This is a genomic window from Candidatus Edwardsbacteria bacterium RifOxyA12_full_54_48 (genome assembly GCA_001777915.1).
In the GTDB taxonomy this organism is placed as follows: Bacteria; Edwardsbacteria; AC1; order AC1; family EtOH8; genus UBA2226.
The window spans coordinates 107274-134034 of sequence record MFFN01000004.1 but is presented as its reverse complement, the minus strand read 5'-3'; the positions used below and the strand labels follow the sequence as shown (position 1 = coordinate 134034).

Genomic DNA, 26761 nt, shown 5'->3' with positions numbered 1-26761 from the left:
CGATGCCATATACCCCTGAACTGAAACAGTTGATCAAGAAGGTCGAGGCCACCAGGCCGGAGCGGGTCCGCCGGAAGAAGGAGGGCAAGGAAATGCCGGCCATGTCGCTGGAGGAACGCCAAGCGGTGCTGGACGCCTTCCACCCGGACTGCAAAAAAACCTCCAAGCGTCCCATCGGGGTCGGAGTCAACAAGGGCTACGCCATCTCCCCGGAGATAGTGGATCAGCTGGAGGCCAGGAGCCGGGTAAACCCCGACAAGGTCGACCTGAACCCGCGCTTTACCACCGACGTGCTGGTGGTGGGCGGGGGCGGGGCCGGCGTGGCCGCGGCCATCATGGCCAAGGAACACGGGGCCAAGGTGCTGATTCTGACCAAGCTGCGGGTGGGCGACGCCAACACCATGATGGCCGAGGGCGGGATCCAGTCCGCTTCCAAATTGCACAAGGACTCTCCTTACTATCACTATCTGGACGTGCTGGGCGGCGGCCATTTCAAGAACGTGCCGGAGCTGGCCGAGGCCCTGGTGGGCGACGCGCCCGAGACCCTGGCCTGGCTGGAGTCCCTGGGCTGCATGTTCACCAAGGACCCGGACGGACGGCTGTTGACCATCCACGGCGGCGGCACCTGCCGCAAGCGAATGCATTACGCGGCCGACATTACCGGGGCCGAGATCATGCGGACCCTGCGGGACGAGGCCCTCAACTTCCCCGAAGACATCAAAGTCATCGACTTCACCTCGGCGGTGGAGCTGATCCTGAACGATAAGGGCCAGTGCGCCGGGGTGGTGGCCTATAACCACGAGACCGAGGAATACTTCACCATCAAAGCCAAGGCGGTGATCATGGCCACCGGCGGCTCGGGCCGGCTCCACATCCAGAATTTCATGACCACCAACCATTACGGGGCCACCGGCGACGGGCTGGTGATGGGCTACCGGGCCGGAGTGGAGTTGAATTTTCTGCATACCGTCCAGTTTCATCCCACCGGAGTGTCCTATCCCGATCAGATCGAGGGCCTGCTGCTGACCGAGAAGTTCCGGGGCATGGGCGCCAACATCCTGAACATCGACGCCGAGCAGTTCGTGTTCGAGCGCGAGCCCCGCGACGTGGAGGCCGCAGCCTTCATCCGCGAATGCGAGGAGCGCCAGAAGGGAATCGCCACGCCCTCGGGAAAGGTCGGGGTCTGGCTGGATTCGCCCATGATCGACGATCTGAAGGGCAAGGGCACGGTGGAGAAGGAATTCGTGGGCAAATGGAAACTCTACAAACGGCACGACATCGACATCTCCAAGGAACCGATGCTGACCTACCCCACCCTGCATTACCAGAACGGCGGGCTGAAGATCAACGCCCGCTCCGAGACCTCGCTGCCCGGGCTATACGCCGCCGGCGAGGTGGCCGGGGGGATCCACGGTGAGAACCGGCTGATGGGCAACTCGCTGCTGGACGTCTGCGTGTTCGGCCGGCGGGCCGGGCGGTTTGCGGCCGAGTATATCAAGACAACAGCCAAGGACGGAAAGCTGGGGCTGGAGCATGTCAGAAAATATCACCAGGAGCTGGAGGCCGCCGGCATCGGCGGAGAAAGGGTCTCTCCCATGCTGCTGCCGGATTACAGCAATCCCGAGGTCAGGAAGAACCAGATAACCACCTGCTATGTGGGGAACATCAGGTGATGGATTGAAAACCGTTATCTAAGCAAAACCCAGTCCAAATACATCACAGCTGTTAATTAGGAGCCATTGATGGAAAAAATCGGAGTTTTTGTCTGCCATTGCGGCCTCAATATCGCCGGGACGGTGGATGTCAAGAAAGTCGTTTCGGCCATCTCTACTTACCGCGATGTGGCCCATGCCGAGGAATATAAATACATGTGCTCGGATCCCGGGCAGAACCTGGTGATCAAGGCCATCAAGGAGAAGGGGCTGAGCGGGGTGGTGGTGGCCGCCTGCTCCCCCACCCTGCATGAGGCCACCTTCAGAAAGGCGGCCGAACGGGCCGGGCTCAACCCCTACAAGGTGGAGATCGCCAACATTCGCGAGCAGTGCAGCTGGGTCCATGACGACAAGGCCCTGGCCACGGCTAAGGCCATCAAGATAGTCCGGACCATGGTGGAGAAGGTCCGGGGAGACAGCCCCCTGGAGACCATCAAGGTGGATGTCACCAAGAAAGCCCTGGTGATCGGGGGAGGGATCTCCGGGATCCAGGCTGCCCTGGACATTGCCAACAGCGGATATCCGGTTATTCTGGTGGAGCGCCAGCCATCGATCGGCGGCCACATGGCCCAGCTGTCGGAGACCTTTCCCACCCTGGACTGCTCCCAGTGCATTTTGACCCCCAAGATGGTCGACGTCAGCAAGCACCCCAACATCACCCTTCACACCTATTCCGAGGTGGAGGAGGTTTCGGGCTATGTGGGCAATTTCAAGGTCCGGATCAAAAAGAAGGCCGCCTATGTGGACCGGGAAAAATGCACCGGCTGCGGGCTGTGCTCAGAAAAATGCCCCAGCAAGAACAATTCCAGCGAGTTCGAAAGAGGGATGGCCTCCCGGAAGGCCATCTACACCCCCTTCCCCCAGGCGGTTCCCAACAAACCGGTGATCGACCGGGAGAGCTGCACCTATTTCCAAACCGGCAAATGCGGGGTGTGCGCCAAGGTCTGCACGGTGGGCGCCATCGATTACGAGCAGCAGGATGAGATCATCGAGGAACAGGTGGGCTCGATCGTGATCGCCACCGGGTACGAGGTCCACCCGGTGAATAAATTCGCCGAGTACGGCTACGGCACCATCCCCGATGTGATAGATGGTTTGCAGTTCGAAAGGATGCTGTCGGCCTCCGGACCCACCGAGGGAGAGGTGAAAAGGCCCTCGGACGGCAAGACCCCCCAGGAGGTGGTCTTCATCCAGTGCGCCGGCTCGCGGGACCCGGAGAAATATTTCCCCTACTGCTCCAAGATCTGCTGCATGTACACCGCCAAGCACGCCAAACTCTACAAGCATAAGGTGCACGGCGGCCAGCCCTATGTCTTCTATATCGATATCCGGGCCGGGGGCAAAAAGTACGAGGAGTTCGTCCAGCAGGCCATGGAGGAGGAGAAGGTGGTCTACCTGCGGGGCAAGGTCTCCCGGATCTACCGGGACGGCGACAAGGTGATGGTCTGCGGCGAGGACACCCTGCTGGGCAAGAAGGTGGAGATAGCCGCCGACCTGGTGGTGCTGGCCTCGGCCATCACCGCCCAGTCCGACTCCCGGGAACTGGCCCAGAAGCTGAAGGTGGCGGTGGACGAATTCGGCTTCTTCAGCGAGGCCCATCCCAAGCTTCGTCCGGTGGAGAGCAACACCGGGGGATTCTTCCTGGCCGGCGCCGCCCAGGCCCCCAAGGATATTCCGGAGGCCGTGGCCCAGGCCAGCGCCACCGCCGCCAAGGTTACGGCCCTGTTCAGCGGAAAATATCTGGAGCACGAGCCGATCGTGGCTACGGTGGTCGAGGACCTCTGCTCGGGATGCCGGATCTGCGTTTCGGCCTGCCCCTACGGCGCCCGGGAGTACGATAAAGAGAAAAAAGTGGCCAAGGTCAACGAGGTACTTTGCGAGGGCTGCGGTGCCTGTGTTTCGGCCTGCGCCTCCGGTGCCACCCAGCAGAACAATTTTTCCGACCAGCAATATTACGAGATGATATTCACCGCATTGGAGGAGAGCAATGTTTGAGCCCAAGATGATATGCTTCTATTGTAAGTGGTGCACTTACACCGGGGCCGACCTGGCCGGGACCAGCCGGATGAAATATGTGTCCAACGGAGTGGTCCTCAAAACGATGTGCTCCAGTCGGATCGATCCCCAACATGTTCTGGAGGCCTTCAAAAAAGGGGCTGACGGGGTGTTGATCGGCGGCTGTCATTACGGGGACTGCCACTACGTCACCGGGAACCAGCTGACCCATAACCGGGTGACCATGCTGCAAAAAATTCTGCCCGATTTCGGCATAGATCCCCACCGGCTCCGGATAGAATGGATCTCGGCCGCCGAGGGGGCCAAGCTGGTGAAGGTCATCAACACCTTTACCGAAGACCTGAGAGCGATGGGACCAAGGAGGAGTGAATAATATGGCAAAATTAAAACTGGGCATATACTGGGCGGCCACCTGCGGGGGCTGCGACGTCTCGGTATTAGACACCCATGAGCGGCTACTCAAGATCGTGGAGGCGGCTGATATCTATTTCTGGCCCATCGCCATGGATTTCAAATACAAGGATGTCGAGGCCATGGAGGACGGCTTTCTGGATGTCTGCCTGTTCAACGGCGCCATCCGGAACTCGGAGAACGAGCACCTGGCCAAGCTGCTGAGGAAAAAATCAAAGGTGATGGTGGCCTACGGGGCCTGCGCAGCCTTCGGCGGCATCCCGGCCCTGGCCAATTTCACCACCCGGGAAAAAATACTGGAGAAAGCTTACCAGACCACGGTCTCCACCGACAACCCGCAAGGAGTGTATCCCCAGCCCTCCACTCAAATGCCGGAGGGGGAGATCACCATCCCCGTGTTCTACAATAACGTCTACAAGCTGAGCGATATCGTAGCGGTGGAATACACCATTCCGGGCTGCCCGCCGCCGGCCGACCTGCTGATGATTGCGGTGGAGGCCATCGTCACCGGCAAGCTGCCCCCGGCGGGAAGCACCATCGCCGGCGAGAAGACCCTGTGCGACGAGTGCCCCCTGGAGAAATCGGAGAAACCGGTGATCACCGAGATCAAGCGGCCCTTCCAGGTGATCCCCGACGGCAAGAAATGCCTGCTGGAACAGGGGCTGATCTGCATGGGCCCGGCCACCCGCAGCGGCTGCGGGACGGCCTGCATCAAGGTCAACATGCCCTGCCGGGGCTGTTTCGGGCCGGCTAAGGACATCAAGGACCAGGGGGCCAAGATGCTGTCGGCCCTGGCCAGCATAGTAAAATTTGAGGACGAACAAAAAGCCGATAAGATAATCAACTCCATGGTAGACGCAACCGGGACGCTCTATCGATTTGGAGGCGCCAACGCCATCTTAAGTCCCACCAGATCAAAGGGGGAAAAGCCATGAAGAGAATAACCATAGATCCCATCACCCGCCTGGAGGGCCACGGGAAGATAGATATTTTCCTTAACGACCAGGGGAATGTGGAGAACGCCTATTTTCAGATCCCGGAGCTCCGGGGATTCGAGCAGTTCTGCATCGGCCGCCCGGTGGAGGAGATGCCCCGGATAACCACCCGGCTGTGCGGGGTCTGCCCCGGGGCCCATCATATGGCTTCAGCCAAGGCGGTGGACAATGTCTACAAGGCCGATCCCACCCCGGCGGCCAAGAAGCTGAGGGAGCTGTTCTACAACGCCCACATGGTGCATTCCCACATCGCCCATTTCTACGCCCTGGGGGCGCCGGATTTCATCGTGGGCCCGGAGGCCGACCCGGCCAAGCGAAACATCCTGGGGGTGATCGAAAAAGTGGGGCTGGCGGCGGGGACCGAGGTGATCAAGCACCGGGCCTATGCCCAGAAGATCCAGGAGATTTTGGGCGGCAAGGCCACCCATCCGGTCTGTGCCCTGCCGGGAGGCATGAGCAAAGCCCTGAAAAAAGAGGAACGGGATGAGATGGAAAAATGGATAATCTCCACCATCGAGTTCGCCAAATTCACCCTGAAGGCCTTCGAGGACATTGTGCTCAAGAACCAGGAATACGTCGATCTTATACTGAGCGACGTCTACAAACTGAAGACCTATTACATCGGCATGGTGGACGAGAACAACCGTCCCAATTTCTATCACGGCCAGATCCGGATCGTGGATCCCGACGGCAAGGAATTTGCCAAGTTCGACCAGCAGGATTACCTGGACCATATCCGGGAGCATGTCGAGAGCTGGACCTACCTAAAATTCCCCTTCCTGAAAAAGGTGGGATGGAAGGGTCTGGTTGATGGGAAGGAAAGCGGCGTGGTCCGGGCCGCCCCCCTGGCCCGGCTCAACGTCTCCGAGGGAATGGCCACTCCGCTGGCCGATGCCGAATATCAGAAGATGTTCCAGACCCTGGGCGGCAAGCCGGTGCACCATACCCTGGCCATGCACTGGGCCCGGATCATCGAGCTGATGTATTCCGCCGAACGGCAGCTGGAGCTGATCCGGGATCCGGAGATAACCTCGCCGGATATAAGGACCATTCCCACCGAGACCCCCAGCGAAGGCGTGGGGATATTGGAGGCCCCCCGGGGCACCCTGATCCACCATTACAAGACCGACGCCAACGGGATCCTGACCGACGTCAACCTGATCGTGGCCACCGTCTTCAACAACGCCGCCATGTGCCTGGACATCAAGAGCGCCGCCCAGAAGCTGATAAAGGACGGCCACGTCACCCAGGGGATACTGAACAAGGTGGAGATGGCCTTCCGGGCCTACGACCCCTGCTTTGCCTGCTCCACAAACACCCTGCCGGGCGAGATGCCCCTGATCGTGAAACTCCATAATGCCGACGGCAGCCTGGCCGACCAGTGGCGGCGCGATTAGCCATTGAGCGAAAAAGCCAAAACCCTGATCCTGGGGATGGGGAACGCCATCGCCTCGGACGATGCCATCGGCCTGATCATTGCCGAACAGATCAAACAGGACCCAAAATTTACGGGCATAGATGTTGAGACCATCGAGAGCGGCGGGCTGGCCATCCTGGAGTCACTGCAGGGCTACCATTCGGCCATAATAATAGATTCCATCAAGACCGGCCTGCGCCGGCCCGGCGAGATTATCCGGTTCCGGCCGGAGGATTTCGACTGCACCCAGCGCAGCGCCGGGGTCCATGATGTAGGTTTCTTTACCTCGCTGAAACTGGGCCGCAAGCTGAATATGAAGATCCCGGAGCGGATCGAGATCATCGCGGTGGAGATCCTGGAGAACCGCCGGGTAAGCGAGGATATCACTCCTGAGGTAAGGGCGGCCATAGATCCGGTGATTGAAATGATAAAAGGCATGGTGTGACAGCCCCCGCAGGAAAGAAGAGCCTCCCGGAACGCCGGGAGGCTCTTCTTTTGACAGGCCGGCAAACTGACCTTGGGAGCCAATACGATAATTAATGCTTGACTTTGCCTCCGGTTTGAAAATATACTATTACCAGCACCCTGCCTTGATAAACCGTATCTTTTGCCACCAAGAACACTAAGATCACAAAGGCCAATAATATTCCTTTGCGTGCTTTGTGCATTATGTGGCTAATTATATAGTCTATACATTTACCTAGAGTTCAATGAAGGAACCGCATCATATGGACCTGCTTATCTCGATGATTTGGCTGGGCCTGCTGGCCGGGGTGGCCGGCAGCCTGTCCTTTCCCGCCAGCCGGGAAGCCTTCGTGATCATCACCAAAGCCCATCCCCTCATTATGGGAATGGTCAAATTCGCCCTGCTGGGGACCATGGGGGAACTGCTGGGTACCAAGGTGGTCACCGGACGCTGGCGGCTGAAAGGGATCCGGCTCCATCAGCGGATCGCCGTCATCCTGCCGCTTTTTTCCTACGGCATAGACGGACTGCTGGGCATCGGCCAGAGCACCTGCATAGGCATCGGCGGCGACCCGGTGATCGGCACCAACTTCATCGATGCTTTGGAACTGTTCAAGGCCGATAAGCAGACCAAGGCGGTGCTGATGATCGGTGAGATCGGCGGGTCGCAGGAGGAGGAGACCGCCCGCTGGATAAAAAAGAACTTTCCCAAGCCGGTGGCGGCCTTCATCGCCGGGGCCACCGCGCCGCCGGGCCGGCGGATGGGCCACGCCGGAGCCATCATCTCCGGGGGCAAGGGCACCTATGCCGAAAAGGTGAAGGTGCTGAAATCCTGCGGCATCAAAGTGGCCAGGACCCCGGCCGAGATGGGCGAGACCATGAAGAAGGCCATGGGCCGGTAGTTTTGGGACAAGCGATCTGATCCACCATCTTTTGAAAGGAATATGATATGGCCTGGCTGGCGGATAAGATGAAAAAATGGGCGGCCCAGATAGACCGTCATGCCCCCGGTAAGGGAGACTCCGTGATCGCGGGCTATGACAAGGTCCCGGACCGCCCGGAGGAATACGCGGTCTGGTCGGAACAAGCCATGAAGAGGCTGGAGACGGCCGTTCCGGAACAGCCGGCCAGGGAGGAGATCATGCAGGGCCGGGCCTGCGTCTTCACCGAGGAATTCGGGACCGGGCCGATAGATGCCCTGGCCAAGCTGTACGCCGAGACCAAAAGCGTGGATAAGGTGCTGGAGGCCATGGGCGCGGACAAGGGGAAATTCGGCCAGCCCTACCGGGAGGGCAGCGTGATCTACGAGATCCGCAGTCCGCGCGACCCGGAGGCCTTTGCCAAGGCCGCTACGCCCTACGAAAAACAAATGGCAGCCTGTTTCTGCCCCCTGATGCGGGCCACCAAGAATGTTGTCTCCAAGGAATACTGCCATTGCAGCGCCGGTTGGTACAAGGGAATCTACGAAGGGATCTTTAAGACCCCGATTCGGGTGGAAGTGCTGGAGGCCATCATCAGCGGGGACGAGCACTGCAAGTTCGCCATTCATCTGCCCGGGGACCTAAAATAACGTATCCGCAGGTTTCATAGATTCACGCAGATTAACTTAATAAATTTCAAACGTTTTATCCCGAAATGAAGTATAAAACAATATGATCGTGGACGTTTCCATCTCCTTGATCTGGACCTTGCTGCTGGGCGGAGTGCTGACCATTCTGATCATCCCCGGCACCAGAGAACTGTTCGTGATGACCACCCGGGCCCATCCCTATCTGATGGGTATGGCCAAGTTCATCCTGTTGGGGACCATGGGCGAACTGTTGAGCCGGAAGGTGGTCTCCGGCAAATGGCAGCTGGCCGGGATCCGGCTGTGGCAGCGGGCCTTGGTCTGGGGACTGTTGGGCGTGATGATGACACTGGCCTTTCCCCTGTTCTCATCCGGGACCGAAGGCCTGCTGGACCAGGGTTACCTGCCGGGCCGGGGATTTCCCTGGCTGACCGCCTTTTGGAAATCGTTCTTCTTTCAGGCGGTGTTCGGCTTTCCTTTTATGACCTTTCACCGGATCACCGACACCCTGATCGACAAAGGCAAATTGTTCTCCAGATGGCCGCTGATCGAGACCTACCGAAACATAGACTGGGACAATATGTTCAGGATAGTAGGGGGGTCGATCATCTGGTTCTGGCTCCCGGTCCAGTCGGTGAATTTCATGCTGCCGCCGGAATTTCGGGTGGTGGCGGCGGCCCTGCTGGCCATAGCGCTGGGGCTGATCCTGGGGCTGGCCAAGCAGAAGGCGGCCAGGAAATCGGCAATGTAAAACAAACGGTTGGATGATATGAACCCTATTCATAAATTGAACATCGCCGGGCACCCAAGAGTTTCAGGGAAACGGTTCAAGGTGCTGGACAAATACACCGGCGAAACGATGGCCGAAGTTTACGCTGCCGAGAGCGCTCAAATCGATGAGGCGATAACGGCCGCGGAAACGGCAAAGCAAGTAATGGCTGAACTGCCGGCCCACCGCCGGGCGGCCATCATCCGCTCTGCCGCCGGGATCATCGACCGGCAGAAGGACCAGCTTACGGTAACCATCGCCCGCGAGGCGGGCAAGCCCTACCGCTACGCCAAGGCCGAGGTCGAGCGCTGCGTGGAGAATCTCGAATACATCTCCGAGGAAGCCAAGCGCATTCATGGCGAGACCCTGCCGATTGACGCCGGCCGGTCGGGCGAGGGCCGGGTGGGATATTACGAAAGGCATCCCATCGGGGTGGTGGCGGCCATCACCCCCTTCAACTTTCCCCTGAACCTGGCGGCCCATAAAGTGGCGCCGGCCATCGCCGCCGGGTGTCCGGTCATCCTCAAACCGGCCACGGCCACCCCCCTTTCAGGGATAGAGCTGGTAAAAGCTTTTATCGAGGCTGGCCTGCCCCGGGAAGCCATAAGCCTATTGCCGGGGCCGGGAGGCGAGGTCGGCGAGATGCTGATCAAGGACCAGCGGATATCCAAGATAAGTTTCACCGGAAGCCGGGAGGTGGGCCAGCATATCGTCAAAAATGCCGGATTGAAGAGGCTCACCATGGAATTGGGGTCCAACAGCGCGGTGGTGATCGATGAAGATATTGAAAGCATGGATTACGCCGTCAAGCGCTGTATCCTGGGGGCGTTTTACAATCAGGGCCAGGTCTGCATTTCTGTGCAGCGGATATATGTGCACCAAAACCGTTATGCGGAATTCATGGAAAAATTCGCCGCCGGAACCCAAAAACTTAAGATCGGCAATCCCCTGGACCAGGATACCGATATCGGCCCGATGATAGCGGAATCGGAGGCCGGCCGGATCCAGGAATGGGTAAAAGAAGCCGTGGCCCAGGGGGCCGAGGCCATCTGCGGCGGGAGAAGAGAGGGAAATATATATTATCCCACCATCCTCACCAACACCAAACCGGAGATGAAAGCGGTCAGGGACGAAATATTCGGCCCGGTGGCGGTGGTGGAAAAAGTATCCAGCTTTGAAGAGGGCATTGTCAAATGCGATCAGAGCCAGTACGGCTTGCAGGCCGGTATATTCACCTCCAATATCAACCGGGCCCTGGCGGCCGTCAAAAGGATCAACGTAGGCGGCATACTGATCAATGATTTTCCCTCCTATCGGATCGACCACATGCCCTATGGCGGCAATAAAAACAGCGGCTTGGGCCGGGAGGGGGCGAAATTTGCCATCGAGGAGATGACCACCCTGAGGATGGTCATATTCAACCTTAATAAATAAAGCCGCGGCCGGCGGATGTCCAACCGGACAGCAATTATCAAACGAGAAGGATGATGTTTCCCAAAGCACTGTCATTAAAGACCAAACTGATACTGAGCTTTTCCAGCATCATACTGCTGGGGGTTTCCCTTTCGGCCCTGGCAGGCATCGTGCTTATCGGCAACACAGTCATCGGGCAGGCCCAGGACAAGGTCCGGCTGGACCTCAATACCGCCCGGGAGATCTACCAGCAGGAAGGAAAAATGGTAAATAATACCATGTACCTGTTGGCCCAAAGATACGATCTGACAGACGCGGTAAAGCGGGGAAACAGGAGAGATCTTATAAGGGAGCTTCGGAAGATAAAGGAAAAGGAGCAGTTGGATATATTATCCGTCACCGATTTAAAGGGCCGGGTAATAATAAGGTCAAGGAATCAGGCTTCCTACGGCGACAAACCTTATAATGAACTGATCGACTGGGTCCTGCTTAATAAGCTTCCGGCTGCCGCCACCGAAAGCATCCCAGCCCAGGAGCTGGAGAAAGAGGGGGCAGACCTGGCCCGGGCTGCCCGGGTCGATATGATCCCCACCCCCAAGGCCCGCAAGATAAAAGACACGGTAGAAACATCCGGTTTGATGATCATGGCCGCCTCCCCGCTGTTTGATGCCAGGGGGCAGTTCATAGGTATCTTGTACGGCGGGAAACTGCTGAACAACAATCATCAGATCGTCGACAAGGTCAAAGACATAGTTTACAAAGGGGAAAAATATAAGGGCAAGGACATCGGGACCACCACCATCTTTATGAATGACCTCAGGATAGCGACCAATGTCCGCGGAACGGCCGGGGCCAGGGCGGTGGGGACCAGGGTCTCACAGGAGGTATATGACCAGGTGCTTAACCGGGGACTCTCCTGGATAGGCCGGGCTTTCGTGGTCAATGACTGGTACCGGACGGCCTATGAGCCGATCCGGAACATCAACGGTAAGATCGTGGGCATCCTCTATGTGGGCATGCTGGAGGCGCCCTACATCGACCTCAGAAACAGGACCCTGGCCCTTTTCCTGGTGATAGCCGGCCTGACGGTGGTATTATTATGGTTCTCAGCCAATTACCTGGCCGGCCGGATAGTCGGGCCGCTCAAGGACCTGGTCTTGGCCAACAGCCAGGTGGCCGGGGGCGATCTTTCGGTCAGGGTTCAAATATCATCCAAGGATGAAATCGGACAGCTGTCGGAATCCTTCAACAAAATGACCGCCGAACTGCAGCGGACCACCGGGGAATACCGGGCATTGACCCTGACCCTGGAACAAAAGATACGTGATAAAACCGAAGAGCTGAAGGCTGCCCAGGATCAGCTAATCCAGACCGAGAAACTGTCCTCCTTGGGCAAAATGGCAGCCGGGATCGCCCATGAAATCAATAATCCCCTGACCTCGATCCTGATAAACAGCCACCTGATGTCGGAAAAGATAAAGGGGCGATCCAAGACCAAGGAAAGCCTCCAGCTGATAATCGACGAGACTTCCCGCTGCAGCTCCATCGTCAAAAGGCTGCTGGAATTCTCCCGGCAGAGCCCGCCGGAAAAAAAGCCGGAGGATATCAACAGCCTGATATTGATGCTGCTAAAACTTTTCAAGAACCAGCTGCTGTTCAACCGGATCGATTTAAAAGTAAACCTGGATAAGCGGCTGCCCCAGGTGGTGGTTGATGCCAATAAAATAAAACAGGTCTTTACCAATATCTTAGTCAATGCCATCGATGCCATGCCCCAGGGCGGAACCCTCAAGGTGGGCACCGGGGTCTCGAGTGATCTGCGCTTTGCCGAAATATTTTTCCAGGACAACGGAATCGGGATCCCCAAGGATATCGTCAACAAGGTGTTCGATCCGTTCTTCACCACCAAGGGCATTAAGGGCACCGGTCTGGGGCTGGCCATCAGCTATGGCATCATCCAGCAGCACAACGGAGCCATTGAGATCATCAACCAAAAAACCAAGGGAGTCAGGGTGCTGGTGAGGCTGCCGATAAGTGATAATCAGTAAATGGGGGATGAAACGATGCCCGATAAATTAAAGATACTAGTGGTGGACGATGAGCTGCCGGTCTGTAAAAGTATCGCCAGCGTACTGGAAAACAGAAATAGCTCGGTGGAGACCGCTTTGAGCGGCGAGGAAGCCCTGAAAAGGGATCTGAAACAACGCTATGATCTGATAATAACCGATCTGATGATGCCCGGAATCAGCGGCCTGGAGGTATTGGCGGCAATAAAAAAGAGGCGTCCCCGGACCGCCGTCATCATGATCACCGGATTCCCGACGATAAAAACAGCCGTGGAATCAATAAAAGCAGGGGCTTTCGACTATCTTCCCAAACCCTTCACCCCCCAGGACCTGCGCAATATAGTCCAGCGGGTAAAGGCGAGCCGAAAAACAGACCGAACCGTCGAAATCGACCCGAAGATAAAAACGCATCAGCCGCAGTTGTACTGCATTCCGGATAATTCTTGGGTCCAGGTCGATCGGGACGGTCTGGTAACGGTGGGCATTCATCATAAGTTTTTGAAAGGCCTGGGACCGGCCTCCGCCATCGAGCTTCCGGAGGTGGGTGATAAAATAATCCAGGGGGAAGCCTATGCTGTTATCCGCGACACTAAAAAGCATTCTCACCGCCTGTGGATGCCGGTATCGGGACAGATCGTCTCGGTAAACAAGGAGATAAAAAACGACATGTCCTTATTGGAACGAGAACCTTACGGACGGGGATGGCTGGTAAAAGTGAGCCCGACCCAGCTGGAAGACGACCTGAACAGCCTGTTGGTCCTGAATCCGTGAAGAAGTCTAAAATGCCGGCACCCCGCATAAACAAAATTGTGGATGCTTTCAATCGGCTTTTGGCCGAGTATCTGCCGGGCAGGATGTCGTTCCTGGACGAGCAGGGGCGTTGGCAGAAAGACCCCGGCGAAGTATGGGAAAAGGCCTCCGCTGAACTGTGGTACCGGCTATGGGAGCAGAGCGGCGCCAGACAACAGGCCGAGCTTGAAAATCTGGCAACAACCCTGATGGCCAGGGAGTCCGATTGGAAGGTCATAAAAGATATCTTCGGTCAGGGCCCGGCAGCCTCCAATCCTGAGGCAGCCCTGATAATATTCCTGAACGCCTTATGCCGGTTGATAGAATTCGCCTGTTATAAAAATAACGCCGGCCGGCCGGTGGCCGAATGGGACCAGCAGGGCAGAAGGCTGTCCGAAGAGTACGCCTTAAAAACACAGGAAGCTTACAATCGATGGGGAGTGGCAGGCCAGGAATATTCTCGGGCCAAGGCCCTTGATCGGCTAGCCGATGATCTGCTGCGGGATTCCGAGATGTTCGTTAAAATATCCCGCCTGATTGCCGAGGAGGACCGGTTGAACCGTAAGGTCGAAGGATTGCTGGCCGGTCCCTCCGATCCAAAGCTCAGGAGCGAGGCGTACGAACTGATCCTGGAACAGCTCGACGGTGCCGTGGCTTGGCCGGTTGACCGGCTGCAGCACATGGTAAGGCCCTGCCTGGGGCTGCTGGGCAATTCCGACATTCCGATATCCAGCGGAATCCAGTACGAGGCTACCTGCATCCTGGGAAAGGTCCGGGACCGAAGGTGCGACGAGACGGCGGCCGATCTCCTGAAACGGATGGACCAAAAACATGACAATCTCAGCGCCGGTCTGTTGTATCTACTGGGACGGCTGGGGGAACCCTTGACAGCCGGGGTCTTGTTGGATAAATTAAAGGCCGGATCGCCCGGGTCCGGCCCAGAGGCCGAGGGGCGGCTGAGATCATCGGCCCTGGAAATACGGGAATCCATCTGGGCTCTGGGCAAGCAGGAGAGAACGCCGGTTTCAGCCATTCCGTTCCTTACCGCCCAAGCGGACAGCAAGGATAGGGATGTAAGGGCCACCCTGGCCTGGGCCCTGGGAAAAATAGGCCGGGCCCGGTTAAGTGATGTCGGAAATATCGAACCGGAGATCATTGCGGTTTTGCTGGATCTGATAAAGGACAGGCTGTGCCGGGTATCGGAAGAGGCCCTGTTGGGTTTGAAAAACCTGGATCTGCCGGGCCTGTTTGCCCGGCTGCAGATGCACAACACCGCCGGGAATGATTTATTGGCACTGCAGCCCAGTCGACAGGGATTGTATGAACTTTCGGAGACATTATGGTATTTGATGGGAAAGCACCCGCCGGTGGTAATGGCCGTCACCGGAGATTCAGGGACTGGCAAGACCTATTTCTGCCAGTGTCTGACCGAGGGATTTGGCCGATGGGCATCAAAGGACATTCTGTATCTGGCCCGGGACAGTGCGGACCACAATGATATTTTTAACCGGATGCTGGGTTTGAAATTCCTGAAAAAGCGCGTCCTGCCCCAATTCTACCAGAACTACCCCCTGTCGGAGGAGGAAGACCATCCGGAGGAATATTTCGAGCAATTCATGAATGAGCACCGGGATAAAAAATTGATCATCCTGGACGGCTGGAGGGATGACGCCTATTTCCACCATTTGGTCAACCTGTTCAACGAACAGGAGCGCCTGGATGTGCTTTTGAAATTTAGATCCACCTACTCCACCCGGCGGATGAACCTTGAGGAGCGCGAGGGATTGTTGGAAAACGTAACCACCTGTCTGTCATATGTTGAAGAACCGAACCTCCGGGAGACCAGGTTTCATCGTGACGGGAGAGTACTGATATATCAGCTGGAAAACTCCCTTCCTGCCCGGCCGGGCAGGGAAGAGATCCAGGAACTTTTCCGGCATAGGAAGATCGAGAACTGGGGGAGGTTCATAAGGATAGGACGGTTCGGCAGGGCAACGGGCAGATTGGCGACCAGCGGCAAGAAATTCGGGCGGCGGGAAGAAACCGTGGATATCCTATCCCAGGAGACAGTTGTCGGGGAAAGGCAGGCCATAGAGCCCAGCGAAGAGCAGTTCGTCAGAAAGGAAAGCGGCAATTCTATAGCCAGCCGGCACGTTCTGGAAACAATAGAAACCGCCGGTATCTCCGTAAATTGTGTTGCCCTGATGGGCCCCGGGCAGGTGGCCTTCGGCGGAAAGGGCGGCCAGGTGGGGGCCTTCTATGGAATAGGCGATCGCCTGAAATACCACAGTCTCCCTGGCGGAGATATAAGGCAAATTACGGTGCTGGGAGAAGAAATATGGTCCATTGACGGCGCCGGCCGCTTGGGTACCACATCCTTAAGTAAAGGGCATCTGACCAAATGGAAGAATGACCATCCGCCGATTACGGCCATTGCCTCAAACCGCGACCAGTTGATCGCCACCGGGCATTCGGATGGCAGCCTTCGCCTCTGGAACCAATGGGAAGGTCAGGTCGGCGGGGCAAAACTATCAGCCAGAAGCATTACGGCGATTGAAATGGGTCCGGGCAAAAGAGTATTTTCCCTGGACTCGGATGGCAGGTTGATCGTCTGGGAAAACGGGAATAATTCGGCCCTGTCGTATGATGCCGGGCTGGCCGGCGGGGCAAGTCTTTGCCGATATCCGGGAGGAAGGGTGGCGGTCGGCCGGTCCGGCACAGGGCCTAAGGGAAACATAGAGATCGCCATCATTGATTACCGGACGGGCCAGGTGGAGACCGTTACGACTGATGGCATCGGTACTGTCTCCAGCCTTAGCGCCTGTTTTGACGGTCGCCTGCTGGTGGGCATCAAGTCAAAGGCCGGAAAGAAAAATGACGGCACGCTGATGATAATAAACCCCAAGGGGAAAGCCCCAGAATATTGGCTGCTGTCCGGACATAAGACAGAGACCCGGACCTGCCTGAGCCTGGGACCCCAGATCCTTACCTGCGGCAGCGATACCCGTTTATCAGGCTCGTTGAAGATCTGGGGATCGGTCGATTATGTGAAGCAGGAGAGAAAACGTTCGGAACTGCTGGACGGCACCATGAACCGGCCCAGCCATTTCCAGAGCATTTTGTGAGAATTTTACGCAGTATCGGGCCATCATTGCCAATATGGAACATATGAATCACGAGGAAGATTGAGGAACAATTTAACAATAATGATGATAATCCTGTCGCTGTTGTCAGCGGCAGGATGCCGCCACAAAACTGGAGAAAATGACAGGCCAAGCGAGACAAATCAGGTCCAGTCTGAACGACCAGGAAGAATCAAACTTACAGTGGGGCAGAGTGTTTTATGGGTGGAAGTGGTAGATAACCCGCGATCCCGGGAGCAGGGACTGATGTTCAGGAAAACTATGCCGGGGGATGAGGGGATGCTGTTCATTTTTGAGTATCCCCAGATGCAGTCATTCTGGATGAGGAACACCTATCTGCCGCTGGACATCGCCTTCATCTCCGAACAGGGAGTGATCATCAACATCCTGACCATGAAGCCGCTGGATGAGGGGCCGCGCTACCGGTCGCTGGCCCCGGCCCTTTATGTTATCGAGGCCAACGCCGGGTGGTTTGGGCAGAATGGGATCAAGGCCGGCGACCAGGTGAGGTTTTAATTGCCTATGATAAGCCTGGCGGACCAAAGCAGGGGAAACCATCGGTTTTGTGGGCTCGGGGTCTGAAACAGAAAAGGGCGGTAAAACCGCCCTTTTCTGTTTATAGGAATGCCGTCACTTACCCGGCCTCGTTGCCTTCTTCTCGATAAAGCCCTTCAACAAATCCAGGTCGTCCGAGTATATCTCCAAAAACCGCACCCCGATGGTGTATTGCCCGTTTTTCAATGCGCTGCAGCGCACCACCTGTCCGATTGCCGCCAAATCGTATTTGCTTTTGCCCCGGGCAAAATCAAGTTTTAACTGCAGGGTATCGTCCTTGCTTAGTTTTTTGCCGGAATGAAAAAGTATCCCCCCGGAGCTCAGGTTTTTCACCTTGGCCGGTTTTAACCCGCTGGTGTCAATGATCTCCTTAAGGGCTTTATATTTCACCCTTATCTCCACCGGCAACCGTATAAACTTTCTTCTTTCTTTTGACGAGGCTGTCTTTTTCATAAGCCTATCCCTTCAATGGATAACAGTTTTTTCTTGACCTTTATTCCCCAGGCAAAGCCGCCCAGCGAGCCGTCGGAGGCGATCACCCGGTGGCAGGGGATGATTATCGGCAGGGGGTTGGCTCCCACCGCCTGACCAACGGCACGGTAAGCTTTGGGCTGGCCTATCTCCCGGGCCAGAATGCCGTAGGTCATCATCTGACCGGGCAGCAGGCCGGACAGTTTCCTCCAGACGCTTCTCTGGAAGCCGGTGCCATGGCTCATATCGGCCCTGAATTTGAAGACCACCGGCTGACCTTTAAAATATCTGTCCAATTGTTTTTTGATCTGCAGAAAGGGTTTTTCGCTGCGTACTAGGTCATAATGCCTGATCGGCAGGTCTATCAGGAAGGACAGCTCGGAGCCCTTTTCTGGAGCAATGTTAAGCAGACCCTTGTCGGTGGCGGCCAGGTATAATCGGCCGATGGGCGTATTGTATCGGGTAAAGTATATTTTGGTATAGCTGATCATTTTTATCACTCTCTTTACATTAAGAATAATTGATTGGCGATATTTTGTCAATAAATAAATTAAAATAAAATTTTGCTTTTTTATATCCATAGTGTTATAATAATTGATTATAAGTTGTGAAACAGATCAATCAACATATTGCAGGGAATATATGAAAACCATGAAAAAAACAGCCAAGAAAAAGGAAATAAAAAAGCCCCATCCGGCGCTTAAAAGGCCCGGCAAAAGGGCCCAAGTTTCCAAACCGAACGGAGTTATGAAAGCCAACGCCCCGGACGATCTAAAAAAGCAGATCGCCGAATGGCAATCAAACAGCGTTACGCCGCTGCTGGCCAAATATCCCGAAAGAAAAGAGAAATTTTTGCTTACTTCGGGCGCCGAGGTCAACCGGCTTTATACCCCGGATGATGTAGGGGAGGTGGATTACCCCAAAGAGCTGGGCTTCCCCGGGCAATATCCCTATACCCGAGGCGTCCAGCCAACCATGTATCGGGGCAAGTTCTGGACCATGCGGCAGTACGCCGGTTTCGGGGACGCCGCCGAATCAAATCACCGCTACAAGTACTTGCTTCAGCAGGGACAAACCGGCCTGTCGATCGCCTTCGACCTGCCGACTCAGATAGGCTACGACTCCGACCATCCGATGTCAACCGGAGAGGTGGGAAAGGTCGGGGTGGCGATAGACTCGCTGGCCGATATGGAGATCCTTTTTGACGGCATCCCCCTGGATAAGGTATCCACCTCCATGACCATCAATGCCCCGGCCTCGGTATTGTTGGCCATGTATATCGCCGTCGCCGAAAAACAGGGGGTGAGTCCCTCCCAGATCCACGGCACCATCCAGAACGATATCTTAAAGGAATACATTGCCAGGGGGACCTATATTTTCCCCCCCAAGCCTTCCATGCGGCTGATCACCGATATCTTTGAATACTGTGCCAAAGAAGTGCCCAAGTGGAACACCATCTCCATATCGGGCTATCATATCCGGGAGGCCGGAGCCAGCGCCACCCAAGAGGTGGCCTTCACCCTGGCCGATGGTATCGCCTATGTTCAGGCCGCCCTGGATACCGGATTGAATGTGGACGATTTTGCCAGCCGGCTGTCGTTCTTCTTCAACGCCAACAACAACCTGTTCGAAGAGGTGGCCAAATTCCGGGCGGCCCGGAGACTGTGGGCCAGGATCATGAAGGAGCGCTTCAACGCCCAAAAGCCCAGTTCGCTGATGCTTCGTTTCCACTCGCAAACGGCCGGGTCCACCATGACCGCCCAGCAGCCGGACAATAATATAGTCCGGGTGACCATTCAAACCCTGGCGGCGGTTATGGGCGGCACCCAGAGCCTGCATACCAACTCCAAGGACGAGGCCCTGGCCCTGCCGACCGAAGAATCGGTAAGGATAGCCCTGCGCACTCAGCAGATCGTAGCCTATGAATCAGGAGTGGCCGACACCATAGATCCTCTGGCCGGGTCGTATTTTATCGAAGCCAAGACCAATGAGATCGAGAAGTCCGCCCTGGAGTATATAAAAAAGATAGACAAGATGGGCGGCATGGTCCGAGCGGTGGAGAAAGGCTATATTCAGAGTGAGATCCAGGAGTCGGCTTACCGCTATCAACTGGATGTTGAGAGTAAAGAACGGGTAGTGGTGGGGGTCAATAAATTCACCGTTCAGGAAGAGCCGATGAAAAACTTGCTCAAGGTGTCGCCGGCGGTGGCCGAGGCCCAGTTAATAAAAATAAACCAGATAAAGGTCCAGCGCGATAATACGGCGGTTCAAAATTCGCTGGAAAAGATTCGCCAGGCCGCTCAAGGCAAGGATAATCTGATGCCGCTCATTTTAACTGCGGTCAAGCAATATGCCACTCTGGGGGAAATATGCCAGGTGCTTAGGGATGAATTCGGCGAATACCGGGAATCAGTGGTCCTATAACGACCGTTCAGCCCACTTAAAAATCAAGAGCAGGACGAACGGAGAAAAGAAATCTATAGGGAGAAATAATATATATGTCGGAAAAAAAGATCAGGATTTTGATCGCCAAGCCAGGCTTGGATGGGCACGATCGGGGGGCTAAGTTCATCGCCCGGGCACTAAGGGACGCCGGGTTCGAAGTGATATATACCGGTTTGAGGCAAACCCCGGAAGCCATTGCCAGTGCGGCAATACAGGAGGATGTACAATGGGTGGGACTGTCCTGTCTTTCGGGGGCTCACAACTCCCTGTTTCCCAAAGTGGTGGAAATCTTGAAACAGAGGCAGGCGGAAGATATAAAGGTGTTCGGCGGAGGGGTTATCCCAGCCGATGATATACCGGCATTGAAGGAGGCGGGTATTAAGGAGATATTTACCCCCGGCGCAACCTCCAAAGCGGTGATAGATTATATCAATTCAAACTGATTCAGTGAATGTGTTTTTAATCATTGATATACATCATCGGGCCGCACTTGGTAAATGGCGCAAAGAGATTTATACTTTTTAAAACAATTAATTTTATAAAAACGTGTGAAGAACTTGGTTCAAAAAATACTAGCCGGGGATATCCGCTCGATAGCCAGAGCGATAACTTTGGCTGAAAACGAGGATTACCAGGCTGTCGAACTTTTGAGATCCTTATATCCCCATACCGGGCAAGCCTATGTAGTGGGCATCACCGGCCCTCCCGGTGGGGGGAAATCCACCCTGGTTGACAGAATGATCGCTTATTACCGGAAGCTGGGCTTAAAGGTGGCCATTATCGGGATAGATCCTTCCAGCACCTTCACCGGCGGCGCCCTTTTGGGTGACCGGGTAAGAATGCAGGCCCACGCTACCGACAGCGGGGTGTTCATTCGTTCCATGGGCAGCCGGGGGCATCTGGGAGGATTGGCTGTGGCCACGGCCGATTCCGCCAAGATCCTGGATGCGGCCGGTTATGATATGATAATCTTCGAGACGGTGGGGATAGGCCAATCCGAGATCGAAGTGGCCAGCCAGGTGGACACCACGGTCCTGGTAACCGTGCCGGGTCTAGGTGATGATATCCAGGTGCTGAAGGCCGGCACCATGGAGATCGCCGATATATTTGTGGTAAATAAGGCCGACCGTGACGGGGTGGAAAAAAGTGTTATGGCCATCGAACAACTGCTGTCGACCTGGGATATGAATGAGGACGATTTCGTGCCGCCGATCCTAAAAGTCACCGCCAAGGATAATATCGGCATCGGGGAGCTGGCCCAATCCATCGAACAGCACAAGAAGTATCTTCACGACAGCGGCAAGTTCGAGATCCGCCGGAGAAACCGGGCCGTCACCGAGGTCCATACCTTGATCCTGAATCAACTGGATAAGTGGGCTCATGAAAAAATGACCAAGGATATTACCACCAGGGACAACATCGAGGAGGTCTATTTAAAGTTCATAGATCCCCATACCGTCGCCCGGGAGGCATTGAGGGAACTGGAGCTGGAGACCATGTGGGATAAGTGGGGACAGGGGGCCGACGGAGGCGGCTAGGCCAAAGCCCTATTGTTTTAGGAATGTGTGCCAGACCAGGACAAATTCCGGAAAAATGTCTGGCAATAGAAAAGGGGGATGATGATCAGGGAGCTTATAGAACTGAGTTATTTCAACAATCAGGTTGCGGATTATCTGATCAGCCTGGCTATTTTGATCGGCTCAGTTGTTGTAATTAAAATCGCTGATCTCATAGTGATCCACCGGCTGAAGAAAATTACCGCCCGGACCGAGAGCCATTTCGATGACCGCCTGGTTGAAGCCATCGATAAAAGGATCGTCCCCCTGCTTTACCTGGGGGCGGTGTACCTGAGTATTCAGAATCTCAATGTCGTTCCCATGGCGCACAGGGCCATCAACATTGCCGGAGCCATTGTTCTGACATGCTTGGCGGCCAAGTTCATTCTGTCCCTGGCGGTTTATTCCGTTGAGGCCTATTGGAAGAAGCGGGGTGGGGCGGATTCCTCTCAGAACACGGCCTACCGGGGAATACTGACCATCCTCAAGCTGGTGGTCTGGATCCTGGCCCTGGTAATCCTGTTGGACAACTTCGGAGTCAAGGTCTCGGCCCTGGTGGCCGGGTTGGGCATCGGCGGTCTGGCATTAGCTTTTGCCGCCCAAAAGGTGCTGGGGGACCTGTTCAGCTATTTTTCCATCTTCTTCGACCGGCCGTTCGAGATCGGGGACTTCGTGATAGTGGGAGAATTTCAGGGCACGGTGGAGCACATCGGCATCAAGAGCACCAGGGTCCGCAGCTTGGGCGGCGAACAACTGATATTTGCCAATACCGACCTGACCAATTCCCGCCTGCGCAATTACAAGCGGATGATCAACCGCCGGGTGGTGTTCAAGATCGGGATTACCTACGACACTCCGGCGGCAAAGGTCAAGGAGATACCGGGCATCATAGGGGGGATCATTAAAAATATTCCCTGTGCCATCTTCGACCGGGCGCACTTTGCCTCCTACGGGGATTTCAGCCTTAACTTCGAGGTCGTCTATTATGTGGAGGGCGGGGATTACCTGAAATACATGGATACTCAGCAGCAGATCAACCTGGCCATCATGGAGGCCTTCGCTAAAAAGAAGATCGAATTCGCCTATCCCACCCAGACCCTGTTTGTAAATAAAAAATAAAGTATTTAAAATTAAAAACTGGAGCATCGCATGCATATCAAAGGGATCGATCATATCGGCATCGCCGTCAAAAATCTCGAAGAGGCCCAGAAATTTTACACCGAGGGTTTAGGCCTGGCGCTGGAAGCAATCGAGACGGTGGAGAGCCAGAAGGTCAAAGTGGCCTTCATCCCGGTGGGTGACAGCCGGGTGGAATTGCTGGAGTCCACCGCGCCGGACGGCAACATCGCCAAGTTCATCGAGGCCAAGGGCGAGGGCATCCATCACCTGGCCCTCAAGGTGGATAACATCGAAAAGGCCCTGGAGGAGCTGACCGCCAAGGGCTATCAACTGATAGACAAGGTTCCCCGGGTGGGGGCCGGCGGCCACAGGATCGCATTCGTCCATCCCAAGTCCACCAAGGGGGTTCTGCTGGAGCTTTCCGAAGGCCATTAATCAACCAGAGGGTCATTCCCGCGAAGGCGGGAATCCAGATCAAAGGGCCAATTGGCGTCGGAATAAAATGATTTAAATTTCGGTCATGCACTAGGCTTTTCAAGCCACCCAGACCGCATCTGCGGCCTGGGTTTTTTTGTTTGGCCGGATGCTTCTTGGATTCCCGCCTTCGCGGGAATGACAGGCGTTGAATACGTCTGATAAAGGAAGATTTTATGAATAAATATGCACTATTGGTCATAGACTGTCAGAATTACTTCTTTGATAAGACCTCCCCGGCCTATCTGCCGGACAGCAAAAAGATCCTGCCCAAGATCAACCTGCTGATAGAAACAGCCCGGAAGAATAAATGGCCGGTCATCTATACCAGTCATACTGCGCCAATAAAGCCCGGCAACCTGATGGCCGAACGTTGGGAGCATCTGCCGTCGGGATGGGAAAGCGAATATTTTGACCGGATCGATGTCGTCCCGGGCGCAGTGAAAATAAGAAAAGAACATTTCTCGGCTTTCTTCAGGACCAAACTTGACGCCCTGCTTAAAAAAGAAAAGATCACCCATCTGGTGATCTGCGGGGTGATGACCCATCTGTGCGTGGATACCACCGTGCGACACGGTTTCATGCTGGGCTACCGGGCAACGATAATAACAGATGCCTGCTGTTCCAAGAGCAAAGAATATCACCGGGCTGCGCTTCTCGCATTAAAGCATGGCTTTTGTCGGACGTGTAATTTTCAGGAATTTCGCAAATCATTGGAGAAAAAGGAATGTCATTCCCGAGGAGTCGGGAATCCATGAGAAATAAAAAAACATACGACTTACTCATCATCGGGGCAGGGTCAGCGGGCCTGGGCGCCGGGATCCAGGCGGCGCATTTGGGGATGGAGCATGCGATCATCGAAAGGAAAGAGCCGCAAAGCCGATTGCTGTTGGCCCGAAGGGTGGAGAATTTCCCCCTGGCCGGTGCTGGCGGTCAGTCAGGGCCCGAGCTGTATCGTTCGCTGATTGCTCAGTCCCGGCAAAGCGGGGTCAATAGAATTCCCGGCTTGGTTTCTTCAATTGAAATTAACCGGAGGGTCTTTATAGTTGACGCCGGTAAAAAGCGATATCAGACCAGGGCGGTAATATTGGCCACCGGACTGATGCCCAAAAAACTCGGCAGGAAAATAGCGCCTCAGGAATTAGAGGGCAAAAAAATATTTTACCGGTGGACGGATATCCCACTGGGAAAGCGAAAAGAAAAGGTATTGGTGATCGGCGGCGGCGAGGTGGCCTTCGACCAGGCCTGCAGTCTGGCAGAGAAAGGTTTTGAGGTCACCATGGCCATCAGGGCGAAAACCGACAGGGTTTTCGATTCCCTGCGGGGGGAAGCCGTGAAATTGGGGATACGGGTTAAATACGAAACGGAAATTCTAAAGTTGGCCGATGGCAGGGGCGGGATAGAAGCGACTCTATCAGTGTCCGGCCAGGCTGTTCATGAGATATTCAATCATTGTCTGACGGCTATCGGCAGTATAAGAAATCTTCCTGATTTAACCCCCAGCGCCCGGCAATATCTGAACGCCGGTCTTTTTCTGGCCGGGGATGCAGCACACCCAAAAATAAAGCAGGCGGCCATCGCCTTCGGCGACGGCATAAAAATGACAATAGAAGCATATGAATATATAAGGAAGGACAGATGAAGATACTGGGGAGGAACGGAAGAAAGGACCTGGCGGTGGTCTATTTGGCCGAGTCGGAAAACGGTCGGATGCTCGAGTTCGTTGATTCGTGCGAACCGGCGGCCGTGGGACGGGACAAAAAATGGGTGATAGTGGTCTCCAGCCAGTTCGGCTGTCCGGTGGGATGCCTGATGTGCGATGCCGGGGGCGATTTCATGGGAAATCTATCGCTGCCCGAGATCAGAAGCCAGATAGAGCACGTGTTATCGGAGAACCGGGATCTGGATCCCCAAAGGTGCCAAAAACTGAAAATACAGTTTGCCCGGATGGGCGAACCGGCTTTAAACGATGCGGTGATAGACGTCATCCATTGGCTGGCCGATAACCATCCTGCTGCCATGCCTTGCATTGCCACCATGGCTCCGGCCGGCCGGGATAAGTGGTTCGAATCATTATTGAATGTCTCGCAGAGGTTCTCTGATATGCAACTGCAGTTCTCCATGAACACCACCGACTTGGAAATGCGGGATAAACTGATACCCTATCCCAAAATGAGCTGGCCGCAAATGGCCGCTTTCGGAAGAAGGTTTTACCGTCCCGGCAGCCGCAAGCCGTCCTTAAATTTCGCCCTATCGCCGGGGATCCCGGTGGAAGCAGATCGGATAACCAATTATTTCGATCCGGAAATATTTGCCATTAAGCTTACGCCGCTTAATCCCACGGCCACGGCCAACAGCAACAAACTGCAATGCCTTGAGGAATCAAATGAGGCTCACGGAATGGTGAAAGGAAAAGCCGGTGAGTTTGTAAAATTGGGATATGAGGTGATAGAATCGGTGGGCAACATGGAGGAAAATTTCATCGGCAGCAACTGCGGGCAGATGGTGAGAAAATTCACGGCCAGAATGCCGGAATACGAGAAAGCCCCCGCTTAGGCGGGGGCTTCTTCATGCAGGGCAAATATCCTTGCACCCGTATGGTCGTTTCAGTTTGAGTGCTTGTCCGCCGCAGCTTTAGCGTAGGCGGATCATTCCTCTCCATAGGCGCATTACGGCTATATTGTCATTCCCGACTTGATTGGGAATCCAGATAGAAAATGGTGGCGGTGTTATTTATTTGGGTTGGCTATAAAACGCATATTCCCGTTAATGGCTGCTAACGTGTTTGGCATAGAAATAGCACGGGTTTTTGCCGCGTTTCATTATCCGCCATTAATGAAGTTTAAAGACAGTGATTTTGTATAAATACGCAATGCACCAGCGTTTTTTCTGATGCCGTGTTAGCGGTAGTTATTTCTTCACTAATTCGTATCGCTTCTTTTCTTTATTCCAAAAAACGTTTGCTCCTAATTCTTTGAGCATCCTTTTATGCTCCTCAACCCATCCATTGGTTTCACCGCTAGTTGCAAGATTGGGATAAGCATTAGGACGTTCATAAGCGTCTAACTCATCTTTATACCAAGTGTTTAAATGGTCGATTAGTCCGTTAATATCATTAGGCCATCCCACACTAATTGTGTCTTGCACAGTTTTGTTTACTGTATTAATTTCTTTTTCTGTTGTTTCTTTTTGTGAACATCCAGTCAATGTGAAGCACACAAGAAACAATATTGCAACTGTTAGTTTTTTCATTTTGTTTTCCATTTAAAGGATGCATTTGTCTATTAAATTCCATAAAGTATTCTTGGCTTTTTTATAATCACCGCTAACTATTGGCTTTGCAAAGTGCGTGTATTTTTGGTTTTGGATGCCTTTAGA

24 protein-coding genes and 1 pseudogene are annotated in these 26761 nt (G+C 54.9%); 22 read left to right on the top strand and 3 right to left on the bottom strand.

Annotation, left to right across the window (positions count from 1 at the left end):
- The first annotated feature begins 2 nt into the window (after window positions 1-2).
- The 14 genes and pseudogenes from A2273_02220 to A2273_02155 all read left to right on the top strand — a co-directional run bounded on the left by A2273_02220 (window position 3) and on the right by A2273_02155 (window position 17279).
- Window positions 3-1673 carry a fumarate reductase gene (locus A2273_02220; protein ID OGF07308.1) on the top strand — a complete coding sequence of 557 codons (1671 nt, stop codon included), beginning with the start codon at window positions 3-5 and terminating at the stop codon, window positions 1671-1673.
- 69 nt (window positions 1674-1742) lie between these two features.
- Window positions 1743-3707 (top strand): disulfide reductase, encoded by a 1965-nt coding sequence (locus tag A2273_02215; protein ID OGF07307.1) that lies wholly within the window; start codon window positions 1743-1745, stop codon window positions 3705-3707.
- Window positions 3700-4101, top strand: a complete 402-nt coding sequence (locus A2273_02210) for a methyl-viologen-reducing hydrogenase subunit delta (GenBank protein ID OGF07306.1) — start codon at window positions 3700-3702, stop codon at window positions 4099-4101. Before A2273_02215 ends, A2273_02210 begins: the two co-directional genes overlap by 8 nt.
- A gap of 1 nt (window position 4102) precedes the next feature.
- Complete coding sequence (locus A2273_02205; GenBank protein OGF07305.1) at window positions 4103-5074, top strand: oxidoreductase; 972 nt, start codon at window positions 4103-4105, stop codon at window positions 5072-5074.
- Window positions 5071-6531, top strand: a complete 1461-nt coding sequence (locus A2273_02200; GenBank protein ID OGF07304.1) for a F420-nonreducing hydrogenase — start codon at window positions 5071-5073, stop codon at window positions 6529-6531. The genes A2273_02205 and A2273_02200 overlap by 4 nt, the downstream gene beginning before the upstream one ends.
- 3 nt (window positions 6532-6534) lie before the next feature.
- The gene (locus tag A2273_02195; protein OGF07303.1) at window positions 6535-6996 is read left to right on the top strand and encodes a hypothetical protein; all 462 of its coding nucleotides are present in this window, start codon (window positions 6535-6537) and stop codon (window positions 6994-6996) included.
- A 553-nt stretch (window positions 6997-7549) separates the two neighbouring features.
- A pseudogene (locus tag A2273_02190) lies at window positions 7550-7918 on the top strand (succinate--CoA ligase subunit alpha).
- 47 nt (window positions 7919-7965) lie between these two features.
- The gene (locus tag A2273_02185; protein OGF07302.1) at window positions 7966-8586 is read left to right on the top strand and encodes a hypothetical protein; all 621 of its coding nucleotides are present in this window, start codon (window positions 7966-7968) and stop codon (window positions 8584-8586) included.
- An 82-nt stretch (window positions 8587-8668) separates the two neighbouring features.
- Entirely contained in the window at window positions 8669-9334 is a 666-nt protein-coding gene (locus tag A2273_02180; GenBank protein ID OGF07301.1) for a hypothetical protein, read from the top strand.
- Between the two features lie 18 nt (window positions 9335-9352).
- On the top strand, window positions 9353-10786 hold the full coding sequence (locus A2273_02175) for an aldehyde dehydrogenase (protein OGF07300.1): 1434 nt from the start codon (window positions 9353-9355) through the stop codon (window positions 10784-10786).
- 50 nt (window positions 10787-10836) lie between these two features.
- A complete protein-coding gene (locus A2273_02170; GenBank protein ID OGF07299.1) occupies window positions 10837-12813 on the top strand; it encodes a hypothetical protein in 1977 nt (658 codons plus the stop codon).
- Entirely contained in the window at window positions 12814-13602 is a 789-nt protein-coding gene (locus A2273_02165; GenBank protein OGF07298.1) for a hypothetical protein, read from the top strand.
- Window positions 13603-13613: 11 nt separating this feature from the next.
- A complete protein-coding gene (locus tag A2273_02160) occupies window positions 13614-16745 on the top strand; it encodes a hypothetical protein (protein ID OGF07297.1) in 3132 nt (1043 codons plus the stop codon).
- A gap of 279 nt (window positions 16746-17024) precedes the next feature.
- A complete protein-coding gene (locus tag A2273_02155) occupies window positions 17025-17279 on the top strand; it encodes a hypothetical protein (GenBank protein ID OGF07296.1) in 255 nt (84 codons plus the stop codon).
- Window positions 17280-17393: 114 nt separating this feature from the next.
- Here the strand turns inward: A2273_02155 and A2273_02150 are convergent, their stop codons facing one another.
- Window positions 17394-17771 carry a hypothetical protein gene (locus tag A2273_02150; protein ID OGF07295.1) on the bottom strand — a complete coding sequence of 126 codons (378 nt, stop codon included), beginning with the start codon at window positions 17769-17771 and terminating at the stop codon, window positions 17394-17396.
- Window positions 17768-18280: a hypothetical protein gene (locus A2273_02145; protein OGF07294.1), complete on the bottom strand. Its 513-nt coding sequence runs from the start codon at window positions 18278-18280 to the stop codon at window positions 17768-17770. The genes A2273_02150 and A2273_02145 overlap by 4 nt, the downstream gene beginning before the upstream one ends.
- A gap of 256 nt (window positions 18281-18536) precedes the next feature.
- Here A2273_02145 and A2273_02140 point away from each other — a divergent pair, with 256 nt between their 5' ends.
- The 8 genes from A2273_02140 (at window position 18537) to A2273_02105 (ending at window position 25939) form a co-directional block, all read left to right on the top strand.
- Window positions 18537-20213, top strand: coding sequence for a methylmalonyl-CoA mutase (locus A2273_02140; protein OGF07996.1), 1677 nt, complete (start codon window positions 18537-18539; stop codon window positions 20211-20213).
- A gap of 74 nt (window positions 20214-20287) precedes the next feature.
- Window positions 20288-20677, top strand: a complete 390-nt coding sequence (locus A2273_02135) for a methylmalonyl-CoA mutase (protein ID OGF07293.1) — start codon at window positions 20288-20290, stop codon at window positions 20675-20677.
- 105 nt (window positions 20678-20782) lie between these two features.
- Window positions 20783-21772 carry a hypothetical protein gene (locus A2273_02130; GenBank protein ID OGF07292.1) on the top strand — a complete coding sequence of 330 codons (990 nt, stop codon included), beginning with the start codon at window positions 20783-20785 and terminating at the stop codon, window positions 21770-21772.
- Window positions 21773-21853: 81 nt separating this feature from the next.
- The gene (locus A2273_02125; GenBank protein ID OGF07291.1) at window positions 21854-22909 is read left to right on the top strand and encodes a mechanosensitive ion channel protein MscS; all 1056 of its coding nucleotides are present in this window, start codon (window positions 21854-21856) and stop codon (window positions 22907-22909) included.
- Window positions 22910-22939: 30 nt separating this feature from the next.
- Window positions 22940-23344: a methylmalonyl-CoA epimerase gene (locus tag A2273_02120; GenBank protein ID OGF07290.1), complete on the top strand. Its 405-nt coding sequence runs from the start codon at window positions 22940-22942 to the stop codon at window positions 23342-23344.
- Window positions 23345-23559: 215 nt separating this feature from the next.
- Window positions 23560-24141 carry a hypothetical protein gene (locus A2273_02115; protein ID OGF07289.1) on the top strand — a complete coding sequence of 194 codons (582 nt, stop codon included), beginning with the start codon at window positions 23560-23562 and terminating at the stop codon, window positions 24139-24141.
- Complete coding sequence (locus A2273_02110; GenBank protein OGF07288.1) at window positions 24138-25025, top strand: hypothetical protein; 888 nt, start codon at window positions 24138-24140, stop codon at window positions 25023-25025. Before A2273_02115 ends, A2273_02110 begins: the two co-directional genes overlap by 4 nt.
- The gene (locus A2273_02105) at window positions 25022-25939 is read left to right on the top strand and encodes a hypothetical protein (protein ID OGF07287.1); all 918 of its coding nucleotides are present in this window, start codon (window positions 25022-25024) and stop codon (window positions 25937-25939) included. Before A2273_02110 ends, A2273_02105 begins: the two co-directional genes overlap by 4 nt.
- 354 nt (window positions 25940-26293) lie before the next feature.
- On the opposite strand, the gene A2273_02100 is transcribed toward A2273_02105, so the two are convergent.
- Entirely contained in the window at window positions 26294-26635 is a 342-nt protein-coding gene (locus tag A2273_02100) for a hypothetical protein (protein ID OGF07286.1), read from the bottom strand.
- Window positions 26636-26761: the final 126 nt, after the last annotated feature.